Annotated in this window: 18 protein-coding genes and 1 pseudogene; 11 read left to right on the top strand and 8 right to left on the bottom strand. The window is 47.1% G+C overall.

Annotated features, from left to right (window positions below):
* Nucleotides 1-67 precede the first annotated feature (67 nt).
* On the bottom strand, nucleotides 68-967 hold the full coding sequence (locus NL645_RS22145; RefSeq protein ID WP_253652416.1) for a DMT family transporter: 900 nt from the start codon (nucleotides 965-967) through the stop codon (nucleotides 68-70).
* 92 nt (nucleotides 968-1,059) lie between these two features.
* Here NL645_RS22145 and NL645_RS22140 point away from each other — a divergent pair, with 92 nt between their 5' ends.
* The gene (locus NL645_RS22140) at nucleotides 1,060-2,496 is read left to right on the top strand and encodes a PLP-dependent aminotransferase family protein (protein ID WP_253652415.1); all 1,437 of its coding nucleotides are present in this window, start codon (nucleotides 1,060-1,062) and stop codon (nucleotides 2,494-2,496) included.
* Between the two features lie 96 nt (nucleotides 2,497-2,592).
* Here NL645_RS22140 and NL645_RS22135 read toward each other — a convergent pair whose 3' ends face one another.
* The 3 genes from NL645_RS22135 to NL645_RS22125 form a co-directional block, all read right to left on the bottom strand.
* Nucleotides 2,593-3,729 (bottom strand): glycerate kinase, encoded by a 1,137-nt coding sequence (locus NL645_RS22135; protein ID WP_253652414.1) that lies wholly within the window; start codon nucleotides 3,727-3,729, stop codon nucleotides 2,593-2,595.
* Between the two features lie 16 nt (nucleotides 3,730-3,745).
* On the bottom strand, nucleotides 3,746-5,098 hold the full coding sequence (locus NL645_RS22130) for a GntP family permease (protein WP_046875581.1): 1,353 nt from the start codon (nucleotides 5,096-5,098) through the stop codon (nucleotides 3,746-3,748).
* Between the two features lie 158 nt (nucleotides 5,099-5,256).
* The gene (locus tag NL645_RS22125; protein WP_017447025.1) at nucleotides 5,257-6,399 is read right to left on the bottom strand and encodes a sugar diacid recognition domain-containing protein; all 1,143 of its coding nucleotides are present in this window, start codon (nucleotides 6,397-6,399) and stop codon (nucleotides 5,257-5,259) included.
* A 234-nt stretch (nucleotides 6,400-6,633) separates the two neighbouring features.
* On the opposite strand from NL645_RS22125, the gene NL645_RS22120 reads away from it, so the two are divergent.
* Nucleotides 6,634-6,807 (top strand): hypothetical protein, encoded by a 174-nt coding sequence (locus tag NL645_RS22120; RefSeq protein ID WP_005391896.1) that lies wholly within the window; start codon nucleotides 6,634-6,636, stop codon nucleotides 6,805-6,807.
* A gap of 69 nt (nucleotides 6,808-6,876) precedes the next feature.
* Here the strand turns inward: NL645_RS22120 and NL645_RS22115 are convergent, their stop codons facing one another.
* On the bottom strand, nucleotides 6,877-7,239 hold the full coding sequence (locus tag NL645_RS22115; protein WP_047009761.1) for a hypothetical protein: 363 nt from the start codon (nucleotides 7,237-7,239) through the stop codon (nucleotides 6,877-6,879).
* A gap of 283 nt (nucleotides 7,240-7,522) precedes the next feature.
* On the opposite strand from NL645_RS22115, the gene NL645_RS22110 reads away from it, so the two are divergent.
* From NL645_RS22110 to NL645_RS22090, 5 genes are all read left to right on the top strand, one after another.
* The gene (locus NL645_RS22110; RefSeq protein WP_253652413.1) at nucleotides 7,523-9,370 is read left to right on the top strand and encodes a M3 family metallopeptidase; all 1,848 of its coding nucleotides are present in this window, start codon (nucleotides 7,523-7,525) and stop codon (nucleotides 9,368-9,370) included.
* Nucleotides 9,371-9,435: 65 nt separating this feature from the next.
* On the top strand, nucleotides 9,436-9,972 hold the full coding sequence (locus NL645_RS22105; RefSeq protein WP_253652412.1) for a DUF924 family protein: 537 nt from the start codon (nucleotides 9,436-9,438) through the stop codon (nucleotides 9,970-9,972).
* Between the two features lie 25 nt (nucleotides 9,973-9,997).
* The gene (locus NL645_RS22100) at nucleotides 9,998-10,708 is read left to right on the top strand and encodes an HAD family hydrolase (protein ID WP_023623092.1); all 711 of its coding nucleotides are present in this window, start codon (nucleotides 9,998-10,000) and stop codon (nucleotides 10,706-10,708) included.
* 96 nt (nucleotides 10,709-10,804) lie between these two features.
* On the top strand, nucleotides 10,805-11,122 hold the full coding sequence (locus tag NL645_RS22095) for a DUF4144 domain-containing protein (RefSeq protein WP_025545365.1): 318 nt from the start codon (nucleotides 10,805-10,807) through the stop codon (nucleotides 11,120-11,122).
* Between the two features lie 138 nt (nucleotides 11,123-11,260).
* Nucleotides 11,261-11,746 carry a VOC family protein gene (locus NL645_RS22090; RefSeq protein ID WP_021450371.1) on the top strand — a complete coding sequence of 162 codons (486 nt, stop codon included), beginning with the start codon at nucleotides 11,261-11,263 and terminating at the stop codon, nucleotides 11,744-11,746.
* A 72-nt stretch (nucleotides 11,747-11,818) separates the two neighbouring features.
* On the opposite strand, the gene NL645_RS22085 is transcribed toward NL645_RS22090, so the two are convergent.
* Entirely contained in the window at nucleotides 11,819-12,733 is a 915-nt protein-coding gene (locus tag NL645_RS22085; RefSeq protein WP_006740978.1) for a LysR family transcriptional regulator, read from the bottom strand.
* Nucleotides 12,734-12,874: 141 nt separating this feature from the next.
* Between NL645_RS22085 and NL645_RS22080 the strand changes: the two genes are divergently transcribed.
* The 4 genes from NL645_RS22080 to NL645_RS22065 all read left to right on the top strand — a co-directional run bounded on the left by NL645_RS22080 (nucleotide 12,875) and on the right by NL645_RS22065 (nucleotide 16,328).
* Nucleotides 12,875-14,182 carry a DUF1254 domain-containing protein gene (locus NL645_RS22080; RefSeq protein ID WP_253652411.1) on the top strand — a complete coding sequence of 436 codons (1,308 nt, stop codon included), beginning with the start codon at nucleotides 12,875-12,877 and terminating at the stop codon, nucleotides 14,180-14,182.
* 151 nt (nucleotides 14,183-14,333) lie between these two features.
* Nucleotides 14,334-15,176 carry a LysR family transcriptional regulator gene (locus tag NL645_RS22075; protein ID WP_253652410.1) on the top strand — a complete coding sequence of 281 codons (843 nt, stop codon included), beginning with the start codon at nucleotides 14,334-14,336 and terminating at the stop codon, nucleotides 15,174-15,176.
* Nucleotides 15,177-15,330: 154 nt separating this feature from the next.
* Nucleotides 15,331-15,756: a VOC family protein gene (locus NL645_RS22070; RefSeq protein WP_005391937.1), complete on the top strand. Its 426-nt coding sequence runs from the start codon at nucleotides 15,331-15,333 to the stop codon at nucleotides 15,754-15,756.
* 59 nt (nucleotides 15,757-15,815) lie between these two features.
* The gene (locus NL645_RS22065) at nucleotides 15,816-16,328 is read left to right on the top strand and encodes an O-acetyl-ADP-ribose deacetylase (protein WP_253652409.1); all 513 of its coding nucleotides are present in this window, start codon (nucleotides 15,816-15,818) and stop codon (nucleotides 16,326-16,328) included.
* A gap of 133 nt (nucleotides 16,329-16,461) precedes the next feature.
* Here the strand turns inward: NL645_RS22065 and ygjK are convergent, their stop codons facing one another.
* Nucleotides 16,462-19,152, bottom strand: coding sequence for an alpha-glucosidase (ygjK, locus tag NL645_RS22060; protein WP_253652408.1), 2,691 nt, complete (start codon nucleotides 19,150-19,152; stop codon nucleotides 16,462-16,464).
* Nucleotides 19,153-19,266: 114 nt separating this feature from the next.
* Nucleotides 19,267-19,623: pseudogene (locus NL645_RS22055) on the bottom strand (transcriptional regulator); the annotation flags it as partial.
* Between the last annotated feature and the right edge of the window lie 115 nt (nucleotides 19,624-19,738).

Raw genomic sequence — 19,738 nt, 5'->3', positions numbered from 1 at the left:
CACTCTGCTCCACGGATTAAGATGAAGCAGAATTGTACTCACTGGCACGTGAATGTCCCTACCCAATTTAGGCATATTCTGTTTGAACCGATTTTTTTATCGTCAGCTCTGGCTTTTTAACCACTAGATAGACCGCCGTGGCCGCCAATGCAAAACCAGAAATGCCCATCCAATCAAACGACTCACCAAACGCGAGCCAAGCTTGAATCGCGGTTGTTGGCGGTACTAGGTAAAACACAGACGCCACACTCGAAGACGCGCCATTTCTCACCATGTACAGCAGCAGCAGGATGGCCACACAAGAGAGCACGACGACCAACCACAGCACGGTCAAAATAAACTCCAGTTCCCACTGAACTTGCATGGTTTCAAACTGCATCGCAACAGGCAGAAACATGATGAGTGCGGCCAAATATTGCACCGTCGCACCACCAACCATATCCACCTGTTGGCAATGTTTTTTCTGATACAGCGTCCCTAACGTTATACCAACCAAAGACAGTAAACAGACTCCAATGGCTAAGAACTTATGTTGCTCAGACTGCCACTCCATGTTTCCCATCAGCACCATAGCGATGCCGACAAAGCCTAGAGCCAAACCCAGCCATTGCGAGGGTTTAAATTCCTCACGAACAAACACCACCAGCAAAGCCGCGGTTAAAATCGGCTGAATGCCCACCAACAACGAACTCAGCCCTGCAGGCATACCCAAATCAATAGCGAAATAAGTGCCGCCTAAATAGAAGCCATGGATCAACACACCCACCACACAGCTGTGCCAGAAATCGCTTCCTGTCGGCAACCTTCTACGCAATACCGCCACAAGAACCAAAAACAGTAAGACATTGAATGCCATACGGATAGAAAGTAGTGTCGCTGGCTCGGCATACTGCAAACCAAAACGCGCACCAACAAATCCAGAAGCCCAAAGGATGACAAATACAAAAGGGATGGCTCGGATTAACATGATCGCCTCACTCACGCTTGTTTTATGTTTTGAGATACTGTTAATGTAATTAGGTACAGTGTTTTAAAAAAGTGACAGATGGAAGTGTTTTTATGGGTACAGATTTGTTGGAAAACGGTGAAGGGAATAAGTACCTCGTGGTGGAAAAGCACCTTAAACAAGCCATCAATGGTGGCGTTTACCAAGTGGATGATCGACTGCCTTCCATTCGCTCATTGAGCCAAGAATTAAGCGTCAGCAAAAACACCGTGATTCGTGCGTATCAAGAGCTGGAAGCGCAAAACTTGGTGTACTCGGTTCCCAAGTCGGGTTATCGAGTGAAAGTCGCTTTGCCGACCTCTCGCTCAATTCCGGATCCGACTCGCGTGGATTTGCTCTCGATCTGCAAAGAAATCCTCACGTACCCTGAATACCAAGAGCGTTTGCCCGCAGGCTCTGCCCACCCAAACATTGACTCCCCCGCGATCAAAAGCTTGTACGCCGAGATTGGCCGCCACAGCCGCCAGCAAACGCATGTACCGAGCCATTACCAATTACCACCCGGTGATCACCTCTTAATCAAACAACTGGCGAAAATCACGCAAGATTTGGGTACGCCAACCAAGTTGGATGAGATCATGGTGACGCACGGCGCGCAACAAGCCATTAGCCTAGCGCTGCGCGCAACGACACAAAAAGGCGATATCGTCGCGGTGGAGTCCCCTTGCTATTTTGGCAACTTATTGATGCTCGAATCACTCGGCCTCAAAGTGGTAGAAATTCCGAGTTGCCCGCGCGACGGTATGTGCCCCGAAGCCTTAGCAAAAGCAATGGCGACATGGGGCATAAAAGCGATCATCGTAACGCCAAACTTCACCAACCCAACTGGTGCCATGATGCCGCTAGAAAAGCGCCAGCAATTGCTATTGGCGTCTGGCAATATTCCTATTATCGAAGACGATGTGTTTGGCGGGTTAAGTTATAACAAGCCTTTGCCAAGCTTGAGCTTGCTCGATGACAAGCAACGCGTGATTTACGTGAATTCGTTATCCAAAACACTCGATTCGCGTTTGAGAATTGGTTGGATGTTGGCGGGGCGATATCGAGATCAAATTGAGCAATATCTACTGTGTGAGAACATGGGCAGTTTGAATCTGATGCAATCTGCCGTGGCAACGTTTCTAACGTCAGGCAAGTATCGAACGCATACTGCGCGAATGGGTCGGGTTTATCAAAACAACATGCGCCGATTTATCCAGATGCTTCATCAATACTTGGATGAATACGAATCTCTAAAAAATCGATACCAGATCAACGCCGTGCAAGGTTCGTTCTTGCTTTGGTTGCGCCTACCCAAAGAAACGGACAGCTATGCGTTGTATCAAGCGTGTAATCAACACAGAATCAGCCTACTTCCCGGTACCGTATTTGGCACTCAAGGACAATATCGACATTGCGTGCGCCTCAGCGTAGCAAACTTTGGTCATGAAACCGATTGGAGTCACGCGATGCAAACACTGGCAAAATTGATAGCAAAGCATGTCTGTTAACTCGCTCTTAATAAATGAACTTATGCCCACACACGCAAACAGGTAACAACAAAAAACTCCACGCAAAGGTGGAGTTTTCTCGTATCGTTATCGCCCTCAGTGCGACTTAATTTGCCACATTCTCGCGACGTTTTCGGCTAAATTGGCAACGTTGACGTCGGCCTCTTTCATGGCCTCAGGTAAGCTCATCGCCCTTGGTACACAAGCAAACACCGCATCAATGCCGCACTCATAAACCGCCTGATAGTTGTCGCCCACACAGCCTGCTAATGCAATGACTGGTAAATTACACTGCTTAGCCACCTGAGCAACGCCCATCGGCGTTTTGCCATGTGCGGTTTGATGATCGATTCGACCCTCGCCTGTAAATACGATATCCGCATCCGCAACATGCTGAGCAAGTTTGACCGTTTCAAGCACAATCTCAATTCCTGGTTGCAAACGTGCTGGCGTGTACCCGAGCAAGGCCGCGCCCATACCACCAGCAGCACCCGCCCCTTCACGAGTCAGTACATGCTTACCCGTCGCTTGTTCCGTCAACTCGCCAAACTTGCGCAATGCGTTATCGAGCAGAGTGACGTCTGATACGGTCGCTCCCTTTTGAGGGCCAAAGATAGCCGACGCGCCTTTGTCACCACAGAGTGGGTTGTCAACATCGCATGCTACCAACACTTCACAAGTTGCTAAACGTGGGTCAAGACCAGAAATATCGATGGAGGCAAGCGCCGCTAACCCGCCTCCATTTGGGGTAATTGCATGACCAGATTCATCAAGAAACGTTACCCCCAACGCGGTCAACATGCCCACGCCACCATCATTAGTAGCGCTGCCGCCCAAACCAATGATTAAGCGTTGAATACCTCTGTCTAGCGCATGTTTGATCAGCTGTCCGGTACCAATGCTGCTGGTCAGTTTTGGGTCGCGAGCATCACTCGGCACAAGGTGCAGCCCACTGGCCTCCGCCATTTCAATAACCGCGGTTTCGCCGTCACCGAGGATGCCATAAAACGCTTCAACATCATTCCCTAATGGCGCGGTCACCGTTGTAAAGACTTGTTCGCCTTGAGTTGCATCTATCAAAGATTGAACCGTGCCTTCGCCACCGTCTGCGACCGGAACAGTAACAAATTCGGCACCATGCCATACGCGAGCAAGACCCGTTTTGATCGCCTCGCTCACTTGTTTGGCGGTTAAGCTTTCTTTAAATGAATCAGGTGCAATTACCACTTTCATACGTATTTCCAGAGACTTATAAGAGAACGAGGCTCAAAATGTACACCAATGCCATTGCCGTGACACCTTGAACGAGCGTAGCCATGGTTTGCGCGCGGTACGCTAAGCCCACCGACATGCGACTAAACTGCGAAACTACCCAGAAGAAACTGTCGTTTGCATGAGAAACCGTCATCGCACCTGCACCGATCGCCATCACCGTTAATACGCGGCCCATTTCTGAATCGAGCCCCAATTGCGTAAGCATAGGCGCAACCAAAGCCGATGTGGTCACCAATGCAACCGTTGATGACCCTTGCGCCGATTTTAGCGCAGCCGCAACGATAAATGGCATGAAAATACCCACGCCCAGCGCCGATAACGTCGTACCCAAGTATTCACCTAGCGGCGTTGCTTTTAATACCGCGCCAAATGCACCACCCGCACCGGTAATCAAAAGAATAGGCGCAGCAGCCGTAATACCTTGGCTGATTCGCTCGCCAAATTCTTCAATCTTGTTGTCTGATTTGAGTAGGCGAACAGAAAGGAACAGGCCAATCACCAACGCCGTTAGTGGCTGTCCTAAGAAAGTCAGAACATCAAACACAAAACCTTCGCCTAGCGGTAAGCTTGGGAATTTCGCGATAGAGCCAAAACAGATCAATAAGATTGGAACAAAAATAGGAGCGAATGCTTGGCTCGCCGTTGGTAGTTGGCCGTAAGACGCTTTGAGTGCTTGCCAGTCATGCTGAATTTCCTCTGCAGCTTCAATGCCATCTGGTTCTACATGTTGGAATCGGTTCGCCCACAACATACCCGCTAACGCCGCAACTGCTGCAACAAACACACCCACACCAATCACTAAACCAAGGTTAGATTCCAGGCCTAAGTTACCCGCAGCGGCAATCGGGCCAGGAGTTGGCGGCACAAACGTATGTGTTGCGTATAGGCCAGTTGCCAACGCCACACTCATTGCAACGCTTGAGGTTTTTAAACGCTTCGCGAGTGATTCTTTGAGCGAGTTCAGAATGACAAAGCCTGAATCACAAAATACCGGAACAGAAACGATGTAACCGATGATGCTCATGGTCAATGTTGGGAAACGCTCACCCAACACTTTAATGACCGTATCGGCCATGGTGATCGCCGCACCACTTTTTTCCAAAATAACACCGATGATGGTACCTAAAACGATAACCAAGCCAATGTAACCAAGGATGCCGCCAAAGCCAGAAGCAATGGTTTTGGCAATGCTATCTGCCGGTAAGCCGTAAGCAAATGCAGCAAGGAACGCTGCGATGATCAGCGCTAAAAAGGGATGTAATTTGAATTTGGTGGTCGTGAGCACAATAAATGCGATCACCCCAAGCAGGATTAATATAAGGTTCATGATAACTCCATTTATTCTTATTTTGCTGAGCGAGTCCGTGTTGGCTCACTCAACATGTAGGGACGCATGAATTATTAATCGTTTGCTTTCGAATTCCTTTAGGCGGAGTGACAAATGATGTGGTCAAAAAATGACGCGTATTGTGCAAATGCACAATATCAAGCCATTTTTGAGAGCCGAGTCGCAATATAAAGCTCCGCTAACCCCACAAAATTGGTGGTTGGCAGCCCTGTTATCTCGGTGATTTTTTCTAACCGATAGCGCAGAGTGTTCCGGTGAATAAACAGCATTTTAGAGCATTCTGTTACATTGCCATTGCATTCAAACAACGCATCTAGGGTTTTCAATAATTGCCCGGATTTGTCTTTCTCTTTCAACCGTTTCACGCCATCAATAATTTGTTCACCTTGCCAAATATCCGCCAACGGCGCCAACAGCACAGGCAAACGAAGTTCATCGAACAGGTACTTACGTTTCTCTGGGTAGAACTGCTTGCCAATGGCTAATACCTGCTTCGCGCTTTGGTATGACAACGCGACATCTTTAGGTTCATTAAACAGCTGCCCTAGCGCAATGTGAAACGTATGCGAATCGTGATCGCTTAAACGCGACATCAACTTATCAATGCGCTCACTTTCAACTTGGCTATCCCACTGCTTGGCGGAATGACACGGTTTCAACACCACAATTTCATTCACCGAGACAATCGCAACCAGGTTGTTACGCTCTGGGTATTCAAGCAGCTCAACAATATTGCGCACGCTCTTCATGCTTTTTGAAGCGGACGGCGTCGAGACTTCAATCACCGTTGCCACTCTTGGTTGAGTCACATCGATAGAAAGACGCATCGCCCAATCTTTCAGCTCTTCATCGGTCAATTTGCCATTGATCCAAGCCAGAATAAACTCTTCGCGATGACGTCTGTCCCACTGAAATTTTTCCACCAGCGCGGCTTGCTCGATTGTTAGTTCAGCGGTCATTTTGACCAGCTTGGCGAAATCTCGAATTTTCTCGGGCTCGCCTGTCACACCAACAATACCGACCACGTCGCCATGCAATTTCAACAGCATATTGATTCCGGGTTTGACACCTTGCAACGTCAAGCATTGCTGCTCATTCAGCTCTAGTGAATCGCCGTGATTCAACGCCAATACCGCGCCATCATGCACTTGCCCAACGCGTTTGGGATCGCCACTGCCAATGATGATGCCTGCTGAGTTCATCACATTTACGTTGTGACCAATGATGGACATGGTTCGATCGACAATTTGCTGTGCTAGGGAGTGGTCGAGAATAACCATTTCGATTTTCCAGATTGACAATTTAATCGTTCAATAAATCACAAATAGCCAACTGTCGCGATGATGCAGTTAAAAATAACTGAAGCAGCTCAAAGCATTACTCAATTAACCACACGATAAAAATGGATTAAACCCTCATTTTGAGCTGAGAGTTATATACTTAGAACAAAGGTCACCGATGCATTCGTCACTGTGCATCGATACCGCTCGTCTACCTACAGAGGAGGAAACAACATGGAATTACGTAATAAATCGGGTGAAGTCGCAAAAATTGCAGATAACCTCACATTAAAGGAAATCACAGAAATGGGCTACACCGTAGATTTATGCGATGAAGCATTTGACCCCGGTGAGCATTGGAAAGCGGAAGGTAAAACGCAAGGTATGGGCGAGTACCCAGAGGAGTAAACGTCCTGACGGGCCAGCGCACAAAGCGCTCCATAAACAGAAAAACCGAGCGACTTAACGCTCGGTTTTTTACTTTTGAACTTCTTGAATAAACAAGCCCATCTCTTCAAGATAATTGCCGTTTGAGCATCCCCAATCGGTGACTTCAATCAGCTCGGTAACTAACTGTCCAGATTCATCATTTTGTACTCGCTGCACAAACGCTTCAAAGCGTTCTAACTGCGCCTGAGTTTTAATGCCATGCACAGCATATTCTACAAGCAAGCCGTTGTATGTCTGCCAGCGCTGTTCACCTGAAACATCACTGCTTAAAATTACAGAGCACTTTTGTTGAATGTTCTCGACCGCATCATTTCTTGGCGGCGTGACAGAAGAGCATCCAACCAAAATCGTACCTAGCGCCAATAGCGTAACTTTTGTCTTATTTATCATATCGTTTCCATATGTACTGCCGCGATATAGAAATATTATTACACATGACAAAGATCATCGAGAGCGCCTCGCAGATTAATTAACTGATGAACTGTAAAACCCGTGCCAGCCTTAACACTGCGCACTCCGAACGCGTAACAACTCTTGCTAACTCATTAAAATGTAAACAAATAGTAAAATCACGTTTACGCAGTACACTACCAGCAAATTAATTTGTCCCTCCTTTATTATCAACAAGCGTGCAATAATTAGGGGTCTACTCCCAACCATTTGAAGGATCAAAATGACCGCAACGGATTATCTCAACGACCTCAATCAACGTTACCTCGCGATTCACCGCACCAAAGAAGATTTCTTTTGGGAAACTTACATGGGGATCAGCGATGACCATGATGGCTCGACGCAAGCACAAACCGCATGGACAAGCTTTTTAAGCAACGCCGAGCAAATTACTGCCATCAAACAACAGCTTGAAGCCGCGGACTCAATTACCGACCCACAAGAGAAACAGCAAACCATTACGGGTCTTTCTGGTTGGCTGGCGATGTTTGAATCTCACGCAATCGAGGGCGAAAAAGCACAAGCGTTGAAAAATCAGCTCATTGCCTTTGAAGCTGAGCTGTTCGAGAAAAAACAGAACCACGTACAAACGTTTACCGATGAAAACGGCGAACAAGTGGAAGGTTCACTGCCAGTATTGAGCTCAACCATTCGCACCAACAATCATGAAGAAGTTCGCCAATCGGCTCACCAAGCGTTGCTGAACCTTGAACAATGGCTACTGCAAAACGGCTTTATAGAACTGATCAAACTGCGCAACCAGTTCGCTCGCTCACTGGGTTATGCGACCTTCTTTGATTACTCCGTGCAAAAAACGGAAAAGATGAGCTCTGAGCAGCTATTCGAGATTTTGGAAGATTTCGAACAACGCACGCGAGATGCGCACCTAAACAGCTTAGAAAACTTGGCGAAAGAGAAAGGCGCAAGCGCACTCACTGGCTTCAACTTTGTTTACTCGTTCGCGGGTGACGTCATGCGTGACCTTGACCCATACGTGCCGTTCTCTAAATCTCTGAGACGCTGGGTAGAATCGTTTGGTCGTCTGAATATTGATTACTCTGGCGCGACGCTAACGCTGGATTTGTTAGACCGCAAAGGTAAGTACCCGAACGGGTTCTGCCACGGCCCGATCCCTTCTTTCTACAATCAAGGCGAATGGGTCGCTGCGCAGGTGAACTTTACCAGCAATGCCAAACCAGACCAAGTGGGCAGCGGCTACGACGGCATTAACACGCTGTTCCACGAAGGTGGCCACGCAGCACACTTTGCGAACGTAAAAATGAACGCGCCTTGTTTTTCACAGGAGTTTGCGCCAACGTCGATGGCTTATGCAGAAACTCAGTCGATGTTCTGTGACAGCCTGTTAACCGATGCCGATTGGCTAAAACAATACGCACTGGATGATGAAGGGAATCCGGTTCCTGATGAGATCATTCAAGCGATGATCAACAGTCGTCAGCCATTCAAAGCTTATGAAGAACGTAGCATCTTGGTTGTGCCGTACTTTGAACGCGCGTTATATCAACTTAGCGATGACGAGTTAACGCCAGAGCGCATCACTAAGCTGGCTCGCGATTGTGAAAAACAGATCCTTGGTTTGGAATGCAGCCCTCGCCCACTGATGGCGATTCCACATTTGCTATCCGACGAAGCGGCTTGTGCGTATCAAGGTTATCTACTCGCGCACATGGCGGTGTATCAGACCCGCGCATACTTCCTTGAGAAGTTTGGCTATCTGACGGATAACCCAGAAATTGGCCCACTGTTGGCAAAACACTACTGGCACGCAGGCAATCACTTGTCGCACAACGAAACCATTGTCAGCCTGACTGGTGAAGGCTTTAACGCCAAGTACCTTGCAGACGTGTGTAACCTATCCCCAGAACAGGCGTGGGAAGTGCAGCAGAAGAAAATCGACTCACTTGCAACACGAGAACGAGCACCAGTCGCTTCACTGAACGCGACGATTAAAGTCGTCGACGGCAGTAAAGAACTGGCAAGCAACGCCATCTCTGACGAACAAATGTGTGACGATTTTGAACGTTACATCGTAGAGACTTACGGTCGATAACACGCCAAGAGCCAGAAGCCACGCTTCTGGCTTTTTGCTATTAAGGCACAATAAAAGGAAGCGCCATGCATCAACAAATCATCAAGTTCTGGTTCGAGGAGCTAACGCCTCAAAACTGGTTTGAAAACAACCCAGAACTGGACAAACATATTGCGTCACGATTTGCCTCGGTACTAGAACAAGCCGCTCGTTGTGAACTGTTTAATTGGCGTGACAGCGCACAAGGACGATTGGCCGAAATCATCGTCCTCGACCAGTTTTCACGTAATGTGTATCGCAACATCCCAAAAGCATTTGCTCAAGACCCGCTCGCATTAGCATTGGCTCAAGAAGCAATTCGGTTAGGACACGATCAAGAATTAGCGCCTGAGCAGCTAAGCTTTTTGTACATGCCGTTTATGCACAGCGAATCTCGACGTATTCATGTCGAAGCTGAGAAATTGTTTCGCGCATCAGGGCTTGAAAATAACTACGATTTTGAGCTAAAACACAAAGCCATCATCGACCAATTTGGACGTTACCCACATCGCAACGCCATCTTGGGTAGAGAAAGCACACCTGAAGAGTTAGCATTTTTGCAGCAACCCGGTTCCAGTTTTTAACCATCAATAACAACGAGAACGTTGAATGAAATTAGACGCCATATTGTGGGATTACGATGGGACACTCGTAAACTCTGTACCGAAAAACATCGACATCACCAAAGCGATCTTATCCATCGTTGCCCCGCATTTAACTGGCGATAATTTACCGAAATATCTCCATTCAGAAGCCAACTATCACTACGCAAACCACGCGGCGAAAAACTGGCAAGAGCTCTACGTGGATTACTACGGCATGTCCCATGATGAAATGCTGCAAGCTGGCGGTTTATGGGCAGAGCATCAAGAGAAAAACCAAACACCAGTAACCCTGTTTGAAGGCATTGATGGCGTTATTAAAGAGTTTGTGCAGCTGCCTCACGGCATTTGCTCTCAAAACTCACAAAGCAATATTCGTCGAGTGCTGTCCGACAACGGCATCAGCGCGCCGTTTAAATCCATCGTCGGGTATGATGACGTCTCGAACGGGCACCAAAAGCCCGATGCGTACAGTGGCATCAAATGCGTTGAGTCGATTTTTGGTCACGCAGAAAATAGACAGCTGATGTACATCGGTGACCATGAAGCCGACACGCAATTCGCACGCAACATCGAACAGCAGTTGGGTGGCCAAAGTAAAGTGATTGCCGTTGCAGCAGCGTACAGCGGCGCGATGCCAGAGCATTGGAGCGTGCAACCAGATTACGTGGCAAGAACGGTTGACGAGCTGTTTTCGATTATTGCTCAACACACGTAATTTTTGACTGCGGTTTAAAGTCAACACCTTGAATGCCAGCGCTCACCTTGCCCTTTCAGACATTGAAACAATTTTAGCCACTACACTGGAGGCCCCATGGTTACATGGCCATGTTTATTGAAACTCGATGGCGACGATGAACTTATCTATTTGCGTTCTCATGCCGATCTTGATTCCGAATGCGAAGCGCTCATTTGGGGGCCAGATGATTACGTAATTGACTCAAATGGCAACACGTTCGGGTTGCAATACAACGATTCGAACACCACCGTTTTACAACCGGAAGAACGCACTCTGTCCGTCGAGGAAGTTACGTCACTCATCCAGTCGCATGAGTTTAGTCTCGCACAAAGATGCATCATCAAAATTCACTTCACCTCGGTACAGCAAGCTATTGAGGCATTAGCCAATTAGCTCGAACCCCGCTCATGTTGATTGGATAAAATTATTATTTTTATAATTTATGATAATTTCATGTAATTAAAACCGCACCATATACTCTCCCACATCAAAAAAAGACAACGTTTAAGCACACATGTTGGGAGCAAACAAATGAAAATGAATCATGTCGGTATTATGGTCGGAGATATGGATAAAGCGGTTGAGTTTTACACGCAAGCGCTTGGTCTAAAAGTCGTTATGGGTAACACGAAAGTGATTGAAGAACGCGAAACCGCAATTGGCAGAATGTGTATTGCGGTCTTTGGTGAGGGCTTTAAAGGCTTCAACATTGCGCATCTAGTGACAAGCGATGGCATCGGACTTGAATTATTTGAAATGAAAGAGCGTCAAGAGCGCCATGAAGTGGATTTTTCTCGCATCGGTATCTTCCATTTCTGTTTGCAGACAGACGACTTTGAAAATGCAATCAAGCGCACTGAAGCGTTGGGTGGCAAAGTGCGTATGGACATCATGCGTTACCACCCAGAAGACGATAACAAGCCTGCGAAAATGGTCTATCTAGAAGACCCATTCGGCAACCTGTTCGAGCTTTACTCGCACACTTATGAAGAAACTTACGCTTCTGAATACGAGTAATTGCATCAAGCAACACAACCGGGATCAATGCGTTATCGAACCCGGTTGTTCAAACCGTTTTACCAACCATTGTTACGACTCAATGCCTAACGACTTCATCAACGATTCAACGGTATTGTTAACCCACAATATCAACGGATCATTGCGGCGCTTTACGCTGTAAACGTAACCGAAGTTACCCTCTAATTTCGGCAGCGCATCATCAAATTCGATAAAAGAAAAACGCTTATCTAACTGATTGATCAAGTGACGCGAACAAGGAAACAGCACATCGCTATCCGCAACCAAATTCAAAATGGTGTTGATGTGCGTGGTACGCAGTTGAATTCTTGGGACAACTGAAAAAGGCTGTAATAAGCGCGAGATGTGATCTTCTTTTTCATTCCAATGTTGGATGATGTGAACCGCGTACGCGTACTCTGAAATGTCATCCAAATACATGCGTTTGCCACCATGCGGATGCGTCGCACGGCAGGCCAGAGCAAAGTCGTCCCGCCCGCCTTTTTTCTGAACCAGATGCTTCGGCAACTCCATAGGGAAATAGTTGATACCAAAAGCGATTTCACCCGCATCGATTTTGTCTGGCGTGGTTTCCGTCCAGTCTTCGATCACCAAGTTCATAAACGGCGCTTCCTTGGCTAGCAGCTGAGTAAACGCGGCAGAAAACCATTGTGCAATGGACGAGTTGATCGCAACACGCAGAACACTGCTTTCGGTCGCAGGATCAAAACTATGAGAAACATTCACCAGCTTGTCGATGTCGTTGATGATCCCAGAAAGCTGCGCTTTGATCTCTTCGGCTTTCGGCGTGAGCTCCATATTGGTGCCCTTACGCACTAAAATGTCGTCGTTAAACAAATCCCGAATTTTACGCAAGCTTCGGCTCACAGCAGGCTGGCTGGTGCACAAACGCTCCGCAGCCGTTGTGGTGTTGCGTGTTTCAAGAATCACCGCAAGCACCTTGAGCAAATTGTAATCAAAGTTCATCAACGTTATCTCTTTAGCTTTTCTCACAGCATATCACTTTTGATATAGACTAAATACTCACAATTCATTTCTGTAATAAACGGGTGAACGACTAAGCTTAGCTGGAAACATATCCTCACAAACAAATGGATGAAACCAGCCATGAAACAAAAATTACTCGTTACTCTATTGGGATTATCAGCGCTAGGAGCCAGCTCTGTATTTGCGGCTAACACCAATGTTGATCTTGCAGAAGATGCTTATATCTACGGCTACTCTATCGATGAAGCGTACAAGTTTTTCTATCACACGGCGGTAGAAAACAACTATCCGCTCAACCGCTTTCAGAATATTCGTGCTCTAGCTGATGACTCTTACACCGCTCACCCAACCATTAATAACGATACGCTTCACCTTATGGGCTGGTTAGATGTTGCTGCAGAACCTGTCATTGTGAGCGTGCCTGATATGGATGAAGGCCGTTACTGGATCTTGCATACAATGGACATGGGCCACTACACCAACGCAGCGTTCAGTTCTCGTACTCGCGGCACAAAAGGCGGCCAGTTCATGTTTGCAGCACAAGATTGGCAAGGTGAAGTGCCAGCTTCTGTCGACGAAGTGGTTCGCGTAGACAGCAACCTTGTGAAGCTGATGGGTCGCATCATGGCAGTGAATGACGAAGATGCGAAAGTCGCGCTTAACTACATGGACCAATGGAACATTCGTACCCTATCGGAATATTTAGGTAAGAACGGGCCAAAACCAGTACAAAGAACGTACCCAGATCCAAAAAATTCAACATGGCTTGAACGCGTGAACTTCGCGCTATGTGATGGCTCGATGGGCAATGCAGACAAACAGTGGTTGGACAAATACCAATCTATCGGCGTTGAACCATGCAAAACTGACTTCACACCTGAGCAGCTAAAACTGGCAAAAGTTGGTGAGAAGAAAGGCATGGAACACCTCGTCGAACTTGCACCTAAAATGACAGATGCTCGTACGTTGCTTGGTACACGCGATACCTTGGGTGATGCGCCACGCGATATTTTTGCAGAAGGTACTTACCTTGGTCAGTGGGGCTTACCACCTATCGAAGCGTCTTACCGTAAATCAGATTTCGACAGCACTGGTCAAAAACTGGATGGTTCGAAGCATGATTACGTGATGCGCTTTAAAGCGCCGAACGTCAGTGAGTTCTGGTCTGTTACTATTTACGGCAACGACAACCGTTTGATGGCGAAAAATGACCTAAACCGTCACAGTCGTGGCGACCGAACCATGAAAGCGGACAAAGACGGTTACTACACCATTTACATGAGTGCGAACGAGAAAGGCCGTGCAGACGATCCAAACTTCTTGCCAGTACCTGAAAAACCGTTCTACGCCATCATGCGTTTCTACGGCGCAGACGATGCAATCCAAAGTGGTGAGTATCAAATGCCTGAAATCAAAGTAGTTAAATAATTCGTTTTAACGAACCACTGCTCTGTCGCCTCCTTAGCTCGTAAGTGCGTTAAGGAGGCTTATTTCAAGGTGGGTGTCTAGGGCGAACATCTAGCCCAAAAATCAAAGAGCCACCCACTGAATCTAGTGATTATTTTTATTTAGGTATCGTATGGATTTTAATCTAATCCAAACCTTTTTAATTGTTGCTGAATATCAATCTTACTCTCGCGCCGCAGAGCACTTAGGGCTAACTCAGCCAGCGATTAGCGCATCCATGAAGCGTTTGGAAAAAGAAACCAACAAATCGTTATTTGTGAAGGATGGGCGACAAATCAAACTCACTTCTGTAGCGCATCAGTTGCTACCTAAATTTCATCAGGCGTTTGCGATGATCAATGATGCCATTTCCGATCAAAGCACTTTCCGCCTGAGCTGTAACGAAGCGCTGATCTACCGCATCACACCAACCAACACGATCAGCATTTGCGCCGATACGGATTTACCTTCGTTATTGAATGATCTACGACTTAAACAGATCGATTTGATTATTAGCCCAACGACCATTCATGACCCATCATTTATCAGTGAATCAGTTTTTGAAGAGCCAATGGTGGTGATTTGTCGTCAAGATCACCCACGTATCGCAGGAAAAATCGAACAAGAACAGTTTTATTCTGAAAAGCACTGTCGGTTTGTCGGAGACGAAGACTTCCCAGTTAGCGACACCGAAGTTCACCAGCCAGGGCTGCAAGAGCGTGATGTGGAAATGATGGCAACATCGCTCTCTGGCATGATGCTCTATGTAGCGAAACACGATTGCTTAGGCGTGCTTCCCCTGTCTTTGGCGCAGAAATGGCAATCGGCTTTGAATCTGCAAGTCATTCAAACTCCAATGTTTTCCGAGCCAGTCAGCTATAAACTGATTTTCCATAAACGAGATGAATCCAGCACTTCCCATCAATGTTTGCGAGCTTGGGCGCGTGACCAATTTGCTACAGGCCTAAACGCCTGACTCGGTCACACATCAAGGCGTTTCGCCAAACACTCTTTCTCTCTTCTTAAACGCACTCTTTATGACTAAATGCGCATATGTTAAAAATGGCTTAACGATCAATATGGACGTTCAGGTCGTATACTTTTCCATAACCGCACAAAAGGAGTGAAACATGCCCACCAACAACCCAATCGCAATCCAAGCCCTTGATCATGTCGTGTTAAGAACGTGCAACCTCGACGCCATGTTGCATTTCTATCGAGATATTTTGGGCTGCCCTGTCGAGCGCGAAGTAATGGAGCTTGGTTTAACCCAGCTCAGGGCTGGTAACGCATTGATTGATGTGGTGACGGTGGACAGCGAGTTAGGGCAACTTGGCGGAAAGCCACCAGTTCAAAATGGTCGTAATATTGACCATTTTTGCCTGCAACTAGCGCCTTTTTCCGAAAATGAAATACTGGAATATCTGCGTTCGAACGGCATTGAAACCGAAGAGTTTGCGAAGCGGTATGGCGCACAAGGGTTCGGTAGATCACTCTATATACATGATCCGGAAGGAAATGTCGTCGAGTTAAAACCTCAAGTGATTGATGAGTAAGCTACACTTAACTGTGTTACTGACCATTTGTTTCTCATCATTGTAGAAGGCACAAAAAAATGAACGCGATCTCGTTAGTCCAAGGCGACATCACCACCGCACATGTCGATGCCATCGTGAATGCAGCAAACCCGAGAATGCTCGGCGGAGGTGGCGTCGATGGTGCCATTCATCGCGCAGCAGGGCCTGCGCTTATCAATGCGTGTTATGCCATTGATGATGTCGACGGTATTCGATGCCCGTTTGGTGACGCACGCATTACTGAGGCTGGCAATTTAAACGCGCGTTACGTCATTCATGCCGTTGGCCCGATTTACGATAAATTCGCCGATCCAAAAGCGGTGTTGGAATCTGCATATCAACGTTCGCTGGATCTCGCGCTCGACAAGCATTGCCAAAGTGTGGCACTGCCTGCGATTTCTTGCGGAGTGTATGGTTACCCGCCCCAAGAAGCAGCAGAAGTCGCGATGGCCGTTTGCCAAAGACCGGAATACGCGGCACTCGACATGCGCTTTTACTTGTTTAGTGAAGAGATGCTTTCGATTTGGCAACGCGCCCTGACCCAGCACTAAAATCTGTGTGACAAGAGACATAAAAAAACCGGACTGCCAATACAGTCCGGTTTGTCTTATTTATCACTGAATTATCGTTCGTTAAGCGCTACGAATACTAGGGGGGTCATCCAAAGCGCCTAATGTGTGCGATCTAGTTTTTGAAGAATCCGTTGTACATCATGTACAAATGCGCCGCAGACCAAGAGAAGTTCGACGCACCTTGTACCGCGCCCGTCTCTGGGTTGTAGTTTTCACGGATTGGCATGTCACCCGTCATACCTTCTGCGTTGTTAAACAGCTCATTCGCCATCGCAATCGCTTCTTCTTTGTAGCCGTAGTTTTCCATCGCACGGAAGCCAAAGTACACTTGGTCTAGCCACACGCGACCACGCCAGTACACATCTTTACCGTAAGCAGGGTTAGTTTGCGATGCGGTCGGCAAAGGCACACCCGTTCCTTGGAATTTATCTGGCGTGTTGAACTCGTCTTGATCACGCATCACCGCGATCACTTTATCGGCATGCTCTTGCGTTGCTGCACCATTAAACAGCGGCGACCAACCTTCAGGGCCACGTCCACGCTCTACAATCGGCAAACCCGCACAACCATTTGCAAGAGGCGCAGGAGTAGTGCCATCTTTAGCCACATTTAAGTGAATGTCGTAGAAGAATCCTGTGCTTTCATCAAACATACATTGGTTAATGTACGTCTTGATTTTTTCTGCGCCGTTAAGGAATTCTTGCGCACGATCTTTACCTTCTACGCCATCGGACACCAACTTCGCCATTTCCGCTAAGTATTTGTTGTCTGAGTACATGTAAGAGGCTTGATCCACCGATTCTTGCAGCATAGAGAAGCCAAGCAGCTCGCCGTCCGCAGCGTTATTGTTGGTGCGGTTTTCTGCAAAACGAACTTCCCAATCTTTCTTCGCTAGATCGAGTTTCGCTAAGTTTTCCGCTGACGTATTGCTGTACACCCACTCTTCGCCTTCCAGCTTGATGCTGTTATCAAAGCCGTACGCACTTGCCGCGTAGCGACCAAGTTGATCCACATTTCTGTCTGGGTTGCTGATGTCTTCAGCTTGCGAATTCATATTGTGGATATTGTAGATAAAACCAAAACGAGCCGCGTTATCCATGCCCGATTCCCAGCCCGCCGCTTCTTGTGCGCCGACGTGAATCGTCATGTAATCCACTTCATCGAGAATCTTATTGTAAGACGCCATGCCTTTTACTTTATAAGAATTGCCGTTTTGCTCGATGATGTCTTCTGCAGGAATAATTGTCGTGAAGTTAGGATCGCGCGTTTCTACCCAAACGTACATCACGCCTTCTTCCGTGTTGTGTGCTGGGTCCACTGCCGCGCCGTATTCAGGCACACCATTTTGGTTGTGGTCGCGGTTTGATAGCCACCAATCGTGGTATGCCACCAACTTCGGATACATTTCATCAATGAATTTTTGCGCGTCTTCTGGGCGATCAAACTGGTTCACGAGAGCGTGATACACCTCCATCACAGACCATGCCGCCAACGATGGTTTCGTATTGCGTTCGTTCCAGTTTTCAGAGCCAGCACCACCACGACTAACAGGTTTGGTGTACGTCAACACATCCAGCAAATAGCCTTTGTCTTGCGGACGAATCTTGTCATCAGCTTGAACTTGTTCTTGGAATACCGTGCGAATGTTGTCCATCGCAACATCTGGGTTGAAATGCGCCATCGCGTACGCTTGTTTCCACGAATCCCACGGCCACGTTAAGTTACCAGAGAACCAACGAGCAGTGACCGATGGTGTGACTGTCGCTTGTTCAATGTCGCCCGCCGCAGAGCGCCAGTTACCGTTTAGGGTTTCCATCGCTTTTACGGCCACACGAGCTTGGTCTGCTGTCGCTTCTTTGTTAATGAGACCATTCGCTAAATAGCCGTCCCAACGCGCTTTCGACGCTTCCATGTATTGAGTTGGATTCGCTAATACATCTTGCAATTTCAACGATTCTGACTGCACTTCTTTCGCATTGTGCAGGTTAGAATACGCCGTATAAACCGCCGATGTTTGCTCAGCTGGTGGGCTCATCTCCGCGGTAGAACTGAATGAGGTTTCGTTGGTGAACGTCTTCGTCGGTAGAGAACGAGTAATGCGGAACTCGGCATCGCGATCATTACGGATCGCCCAGTTGTCTTTCATCTCGCTAAAGTTAATTTTAATGCCGTTCTCGATGGTCGAAATCTGGCGCTTGTAATCTGGGTAGTACTGCGCAACGGTTTGGTCTTTGCGCGTCGACAGCGCGTATTTCACCAACTCGCCGTCCCACTCCAACGCCAAGTTCATATCACGATCAGTTTTGTTAGTGATGAGCGTTTCCACCAGCGAAGAGCGATCAGTTACGAAGCGCAGCACCATTTGCACGTGAATATCCTCCAAGTCCAACACCTGCACTAACGCACCTGGAATGGAATAGACTTTCGCTTCTGCGTTCGATAAGTCGTAAGTTTGGCCACTCACTTTGTCGGTCAACGTGAGCTTGTCGAACGTTTGGCCAGACATAAAATGCGCGTACTCTTGCGTCACTTGCATAATACCGCCGAAAGCGCCATAACCCGCCGCATCTTCAGGTAGCAAATGGCCATGCCACGCGCCGTTATCCGTCAACGCGTTGTACTTCAGGTTCGAATAACTGTCGTAATCACGCAGGTAAGTTGGATTACCAGTACGATCAATCACGTTAGTAAATTCCGAAGTTGGCGCCTGTGGTAAACGGATTTCAGTTTTATCATTGGAACCACATCCAACAAGCGAAATAGTAGCCCCGATCAGAATGGCAAGTGTGCTCTTTTTAAACATACTTTTCCCTATTATTTACGTTATTTTTATATTCTCATTTATATAAATGAGTGTTTTTAGTGTGCAGAAGCCCAGCTCGCACTAAATAAGCACAAGCTTCCGATAATTATTCTTTTATTTTTCTTTAGCGACAGTAATGGCTTTTAATAAATCGCCATTAATATTCGGAATTGTGTCAGCCAAAAATATCTGATTACCAGGTGTAAAAGTGAGTAAAACGTTTTTTAGGCGTTGACTGTTTTCACTGGTTTTATTTTGAACATCAAACTCAATTAATTTGTTGTACACTTCATTTGCCAGTTTTTCTTCTTGTTCTTCGGTAATCGCAATGCGTCCAAAACAAATTGGAGGTCGAATATCGTGGCTAAACACTTCTTCACGAAAGCGCTGTGCAAATAGCGTGTCTAAATTTGAACCTTCTTCAAAAATAAAGCGGCCTGTATCTTTAAATTGATAGTGTTTATCCCCCCGAATTCAACTGCGAAGTGCGACACTCGCTAATATCAAGCAGCCAATGCCATTTCTTTAAATACAATTGCTGGCTGCTTGAAGTCTAAACATTTTCTCGGTCGATAATTTATCCGCA

It is taken from the genome of Vibrio sp. Y51_MX_L26 (assembly GCF_024181935.1).
GTDB classification, from domain to species: domain Bacteria; phylum Pseudomonadota; class Gammaproteobacteria; order Enterobacterales; family Vibrionaceae; genus Vibrio; species Vibrio diabolicus.
Note: the sequence above shows the minus strand (reverse complement) of the source record. Positions and strands in the feature narration are given on the sequence as shown.

Bases quoted from the DNA above. Each gene is read 5' to 3' on its own strand.
- ygjK (WP_253652408.1), bottom strand. From the start codon at position 19,152: ATGTTTAAAAAGAGCACACTTGCCATTCTGATCGGGGCTACTATTTCG.
- NL645_RS22080 (WP_253652411.1), top strand. From the start codon at position 12,875: ATGAAACAAAAATTACTCGTTACTCTATTGGGATTATCAGCGCTAGGA.
- NL645_RS22135 (WP_253652414.1), bottom strand. From the start codon at position 3,729: ATGAAAGTGGTAATTGCACCTGATTCATTTAAAGAAAGCTTAACCGCC.
- NL645_RS22065 (WP_253652409.1), top strand. From the start codon at position 15,816: ATGAACGCGATCTCGTTAGTCCAAGGCGACATCACCACCGCACATGTC.
- NL645_RS22140 (WP_253652415.1), top strand. From the start codon at position 1,060: ATGGGTACAGATTTGTTGGAAAACGGTGAAGGGAATAAGTACCTCGTG.
- NL645_RS22120 (WP_005391896.1), top strand. From the start codon at position 6,634: ATGGAATTACGTAATAAATCGGGTGAAGTCGCAAAAATTGCAGATAAC.
- NL645_RS22090 (WP_021450371.1), top strand. From the start codon at position 11,261: ATGAAAATGAATCATGTCGGTATTATGGTCGGAGATATGGATAAAGCG.
- NL645_RS22075 (WP_253652410.1), top strand. From the start codon at position 14,334: ATGGATTTTAATCTAATCCAAACCTTTTTAATTGTTGCTGAATATCAA.
- NL645_RS22100 (WP_023623092.1), top strand. From the start codon at position 9,998: ATGAAATTAGACGCCATATTGTGGGATTACGATGGGACACTCGTAAAC.
- NL645_RS22145 (WP_253652416.1), bottom strand. From the start codon at position 967: ATGTTAATCCGAGCCATCCCTTTTGTATTTGTCATCCTTTGGGCTTCT.
- NL645_RS22130 (WP_046875581.1), bottom strand. From the start codon at position 5,098: ATGAACCTTATATTAATCCTGCTTGGGGTGATCGCATTTATTGTGCTC.
- NL645_RS22095 (WP_025545365.1), top strand. From the start codon at position 10,805: ATGGTTACATGGCCATGTTTATTGAAACTCGATGGCGACGATGAACTT.
- NL645_RS22125 (WP_017447025.1), bottom strand. From the start codon at position 6,399: ATGGTTATTCTCGACCACTCCCTAGCACAGCAAATTGTCGATCGAACC.
- NL645_RS22110 (WP_253652413.1), top strand. From the start codon at position 7,523: ATGACCGCAACGGATTATCTCAACGACCTCAATCAACGTTACCTCGCG.
- NL645_RS22105 (WP_253652412.1), top strand. From the start codon at position 9,436: ATGCATCAACAAATCATCAAGTTCTGGTTCGAGGAGCTAACGCCTCAA.
- NL645_RS22085 (WP_006740978.1), bottom strand. From the start codon at position 12,733: ATGAACTTTGATTACAATTTGCTCAAGGTGCTTGCGGTGATTCTTGAA.
- NL645_RS22115 (WP_047009761.1), bottom strand. From the start codon at position 7,239: ATGATAAATAAGACAAAAGTTACGCTATTGGCGCTAGGTACGATTTTG.
- NL645_RS22070 (WP_005391937.1), top strand. From the start codon at position 15,331: ATGCCCACCAACAACCCAATCGCAATCCAAGCCCTTGATCATGTCGTG.